Below are 4,491 nucleotides of genomic sequence, written 5' to 3'. Positions count from 1 at the left end.
GACCGAGGCTATGTTGGTGCAAAGGTAGTGCTCGGTGCAAACATCATCTTGCCTAAAAAAGCCCTTAAGCGAGACAATCGTTATCAACGAGACAAAAAGCGCAAACTGTGTAAAAGACGAGCAGCCATAGAGCCGATTATCGGACATCTTAAATCGGATTTTAGACTTTCTAGAAACCTGCTCAAAGGGCAAGTTGGTGATGAAATTAATGTTTTAATGGCTGCCTGTGCTTGGAATTTGAGAAAGTGGCTAATTGCCACTGTTATTTTTTTGTTTTGGCAAAAAGTTGGGTTGTGTATGGTGAGAAGTCGCTATTTTTCTATTGCACTCAGTAAAATATTGTCAGTCAAAATATAGTGCGAATGTTTAAGGGTGGTTTTATGGTTGGTTGTTTTGGGTTTTTAAGGGTTGACTATTTATGCAAAGGTCTCTATAAATTAGAAAAAATGAAATCATACGCTTTAGGTTTATTGCTTCTTAGTAGTGTTAACGCACTAGGAAATGAATGTATTATTAATGCAAGTGACAAAAGCACATATGCAATCAAATCATCAATTTATTCGTATTCAAATGATATCAATACTTGTAAATGTCAATCAGGATATGAATTCAGCCCCTTTGTTTCTGGAGGGAAATTATCTAAAAAGGATAGTAAAAATAATTCTTTTACAGAGCCATCAGGCTTCGCAGGAAAGCAGTTGCAGTGCGTTATACCAAAAGATGACATAATACTATCAACAACTGAATGGGTAATATCTATTTCCGTATTTGCTATAGCGACTGGTGCAGTGGGTAGTTATTCTATTTATAAACTCAAAGGGTTAAAGAACTCTGTTTCAGAAGGTAATGGAGACATAGAATTGGGTCAGGTAAATCTTGGCAGTGATATTCAAGAGGGGCAGATAAGCGTAGAAGATTCATATGGTATCGTGCGAGACAACAGATCGGAATCATCTCATTTAGAGGAAACGATTGCAGGAGAGAATCAATATGAGGATCCTTATCCTTGGTCTGATAATTTTAATTTAGAGGGAACGATTGCAAAAGAGAATTATTCTGCTGGAATTGATGATGGGGGGGGTGCTTCTTGGTCTGGTCATTCTGATTTAGAGAAAACGATTGCAAAAGAGGATCCTTATGCTGAAATTAATGATGAGGGGGATGCTTCTTGGACTGATTCAGGGACTAAAAAACTAGTACAGCATCTTCCTGAAGCTTCAGATCATGAAGATCATATTTATGCTCAAGCATCTAAACAAATAGAAGATGTTGATAAAAAGATCGAGGATACAACTACCGAGTCAAGTGAGTTACCAAAAAATACAACTGCCGACCTTGATCTTAATAAAGGACCTCCTTTGCCACCAAGGGAGTATGGGGAAATAACGGAAAATTTAGATCCAGACCTAGATATGTATGAAGATGTAGAGTCTAGCGCATGTAAATAGGAAAAATATTGCCAATTATGGGGGGTCCAAAATTAAACCGTTAATACCAACACTTTGCTACCTTTTTAAGGTTGCAATAGCGCAACAGGGTTTTAACAAAAGACAGTTTTATTATTAGGAGAGACTATAAAACCCCAACAAATTAAGACGAGACCTTTGCATAAATAGGGATGATTAGCAAAATCCAATTTTTGCCCAATTGGTGATTTCTTTAAACCTTGTCCTAGCAGAGCTAAGGTTGGGTTTAAAAAATTGCCAAGTGGGTGAAAAGTGGGTTTCTGATGATTGTTCCTATTTATGCAAAGGTCTCTCATATTCACAATGTGCTTTTTTTACAGATACCTTCAAGGTTTGAAACCATACCATTAAATTCATCAACTACAATTGGATTTTCTTCATGCTCAACTCCATTGTGCATTGCTCCACCAGAAACTCGACCGTGAATAGTTTCTAGTTTATCAATGATATTGCTATCATTATTTAACTTTTTAAGCTCAGCCCAAGCAATCCTGCTATTTTTATTACTATATTTTGTTGGTAATTGATTGTTAAAAATCACTTCATCAACCATGCATTCAACTGACTTTCTCAACAAAATTGCAACTTTTGACTCATCTTCAAATGGAGAGGTGCTTAATAGCCCTTTAGCTTCTAATAAATGATTATTTGCTCTGTTTGATCTATAGTTAACTAGCACACCTTTTGAATTTTTCCCCTCACTATTAACCTGATAAACCCGTATATGCTTTCCTTTTGATTTACTACAGTCAGTGTCTATTGTTTTGCAAATATGATTTTCTTTCGAGGTTTCAAACGCATCAAGAAATAGTCTGTTGTGATTAAACAAAATTACTTGGTTTTCTAACTTTAACAACCTTTGTGCAAATTTTTCTGCAATTTTATGATCAAGGCTATTGACAGGATCATCTAAAATAATTGGATTTTTGCTTTTCTGAATTTTTGCTTCTACAATAAACAGCGCTAAGGCTACAGCTTTTTGTTCGCCCTCGCTTAGTATTGCTTTAATATCATCATCTTTTGAAAGAGTAAGTTTAGTGCTTGAAGTCCCTTTTCCTCCTTTTGTATTCTCGATGTTAACATTCAAGTTTTCACAACCAAGAGAGTTTAATTCATCTGTAAAATTTTGTTTAAGCACTCCTGTCAATAACTCATTATGTGCTGTTTTTGAAAGTATTGTAATCTTAGCGGTATTTATTTTGGTAAATTTACTTATAAGGTTTTTTTCAACTTTATCAGCATCAAACCATTTTTTAATATTTTCTTTTTGCTTGCTTATAGATTCATTTTCTTGAAGCTGCTTAAGTAAGTTTTCTAGTTTTTCAATCTCAGTGGCTTTGTTATTATTTTCTTCAGACAATTTATCTGTCTCTTTCTGAATAGATTTAGAAATAGCATTTAACTCTACAGTAATATTTGTAATGTCTAATGAATCTAAGACTTTTAAACTCAAATCTGATTCTTTTAATTTCTTAAGTATCTCTTCTTTTTTTAAAGAAAAGTTGGCAATAGTAGAGTTAATAACTTCAAAAAGTGTTTTTTCAGTTGTTTCAAAAGCATGCTCTTTTAAAAGAATGTTAATATTTTCTTCTATTTTTAAATCAACAGAATATGTTTTAACATTAGAAGTTAAGCTTTTTATTTGTCCTAAAGAATTGTTTAATTTTCTCTCTGATTCATCCTTTAAAAAATCTCCGTATGCCTTTATAAGTTTTGTTATATTTTCATTATATAGCGGTTGGCGACAATAGATACAAACCTCATTACTATCATCAACTTTTGATTTATATTTTTCTCCTGATTTAATAAATTCTTTCCACTCAGGATTGTCACTGTTTGGTATAGTAGATAAAATTTCAAATTGTTTTTTTGCTGATTCATTTTCTGTTTTATTTTTAACAAGAAGTTCCAGTTGTTGTTGAGTGCCTGTATAAAAACCAGATAGTTTTTTATTGGTGTCTTCGAAATATTTTTTAATGTTATCTATATCTCTTTTATCTCTATTTTTTAGTGTGATTTTGTCCTGAATGTTTAGTTGCTTTAAATCTTGAAGGTCTGTTTTAGTCTTGTTTAGCTTTTCCAAATTTTCATCAGAAAAATCAAACAGACCTTTAATTTTATTTTTTCTTGTGTCGTCTATTTGATGTCCCTCAAAAGAGGTTTTAATCTCATCACTTAAAAATTCAAGCTCTATTGTTGGCTTTCTTAATCTTTTTTTATCAGCTTCACTCTTGAGTTTACTTTTAAACTCATCAATCAAAACAACTAAATACGAAAATAGGTTTAAACCCAAAGGCTGTATTAATGTAGTATCGGCCTTCCTTGTTTCCAGTAAGCCATTAAGATATGAAGAATCAAATACTTTGCATTTATTGAGCAAGTCAAGAGAGCGTCCACTTCCATTCCAATTTACAGATTTAGGTTCCCTAGTTTTTTCTTTAAATGAAATATTTACATCAATTGTTTGTGGGGTATCTAAATATATATTTGATAAAATTTCTTTTTTTTGATTGCCACCTACAATTTCATTTAATATTTTGAAATAACTGCTCTTTCCTGCACCATTTAACCCATATAAAATTGTTACACTGTTATTAAATTTAATCGTTTGGTTCTGTTTTAAAGCGTTAACACCTTGTATATGCTCCAGTGATATTAGGAGAATCTCTTTATCGGAAGTGCTAGCACTAATATTGGGCTCATCTATTGCTAAAGCAGTATCATCTTTTAAACTGTCAAAAATCTTTTTTTTCTTATCATTAGAAATATTGCCATTGGTTTCAATCACTTCATAAATTAAAGCCTTTAGCCAGTCAGACTGAGAAGTTGCAAACTCTTTCAGATACTCTTTTGCATTTTTTTTAAAGCCTTGTGTTTGCATTATTGAAAAACCCCTCTTGGATCAAATACTTGCTTTAATTTATTTTCAATCTCAGTTCTTAACACTGATTTATTCTCTAATTTGACAGCTGCATTGAGTTTGCCAACATAGGTATCTGGCATTACTTTAAAACTGATTTGTGTT

Annotated in this window: 3 protein-coding genes; 2 read left to right on the top strand and 1 reads right to left on the bottom strand. The window is 32.6% G+C overall.

Annotated elements, in window-relative coordinates:
• Both BBROOKSOX_RS12225 and BBROOKSOX_RS09060 read left to right on the top strand, forming a co-directional pair.
• Positions 1–357 (top strand): transposase (locus BBROOKSOX_RS12225; RefSeq protein WP_257607832.1); only part of this gene is annotated, 357 nt, incomplete at its 5' end.
• An 89-nt stretch (positions 358–446) separates the two neighbouring features.
• Positions 447–1,448, top strand: coding sequence for a hypothetical protein (locus BBROOKSOX_RS09060; RefSeq protein WP_180323950.1), 1,002 nt, complete (start codon positions 447–449; stop codon positions 1,446–1,448).
• Between the two features lie 316 nt (positions 1,449–1,764).
• Here the strand turns inward: BBROOKSOX_RS09060 and BBROOKSOX_RS09055 are convergent, their stop codons facing one another.
• The gene (locus BBROOKSOX_RS09055; protein ID WP_139661224.1) at positions 1,765–4,347 is read right to left on the bottom strand and encodes an AAA family ATPase; all 2,583 of its coding nucleotides are present in this window, start codon (positions 4,345–4,347) and stop codon (positions 1,765–1,767) included.
• Positions 4,348–4,491 lie beyond the last annotated feature (144 nt).

The organism is bacterium endosymbiont of Bathymodiolus sp. 5 South, from assembly GCF_900128535.1.
In the GTDB taxonomy this organism is placed as follows: domain Bacteria; phylum Pseudomonadota; class Gammaproteobacteria; order PS1; family Pseudothioglobaceae; genus Thiodubiliella.
This window is presented reverse-complemented; position numbering and strand designations above follow the sequence as displayed.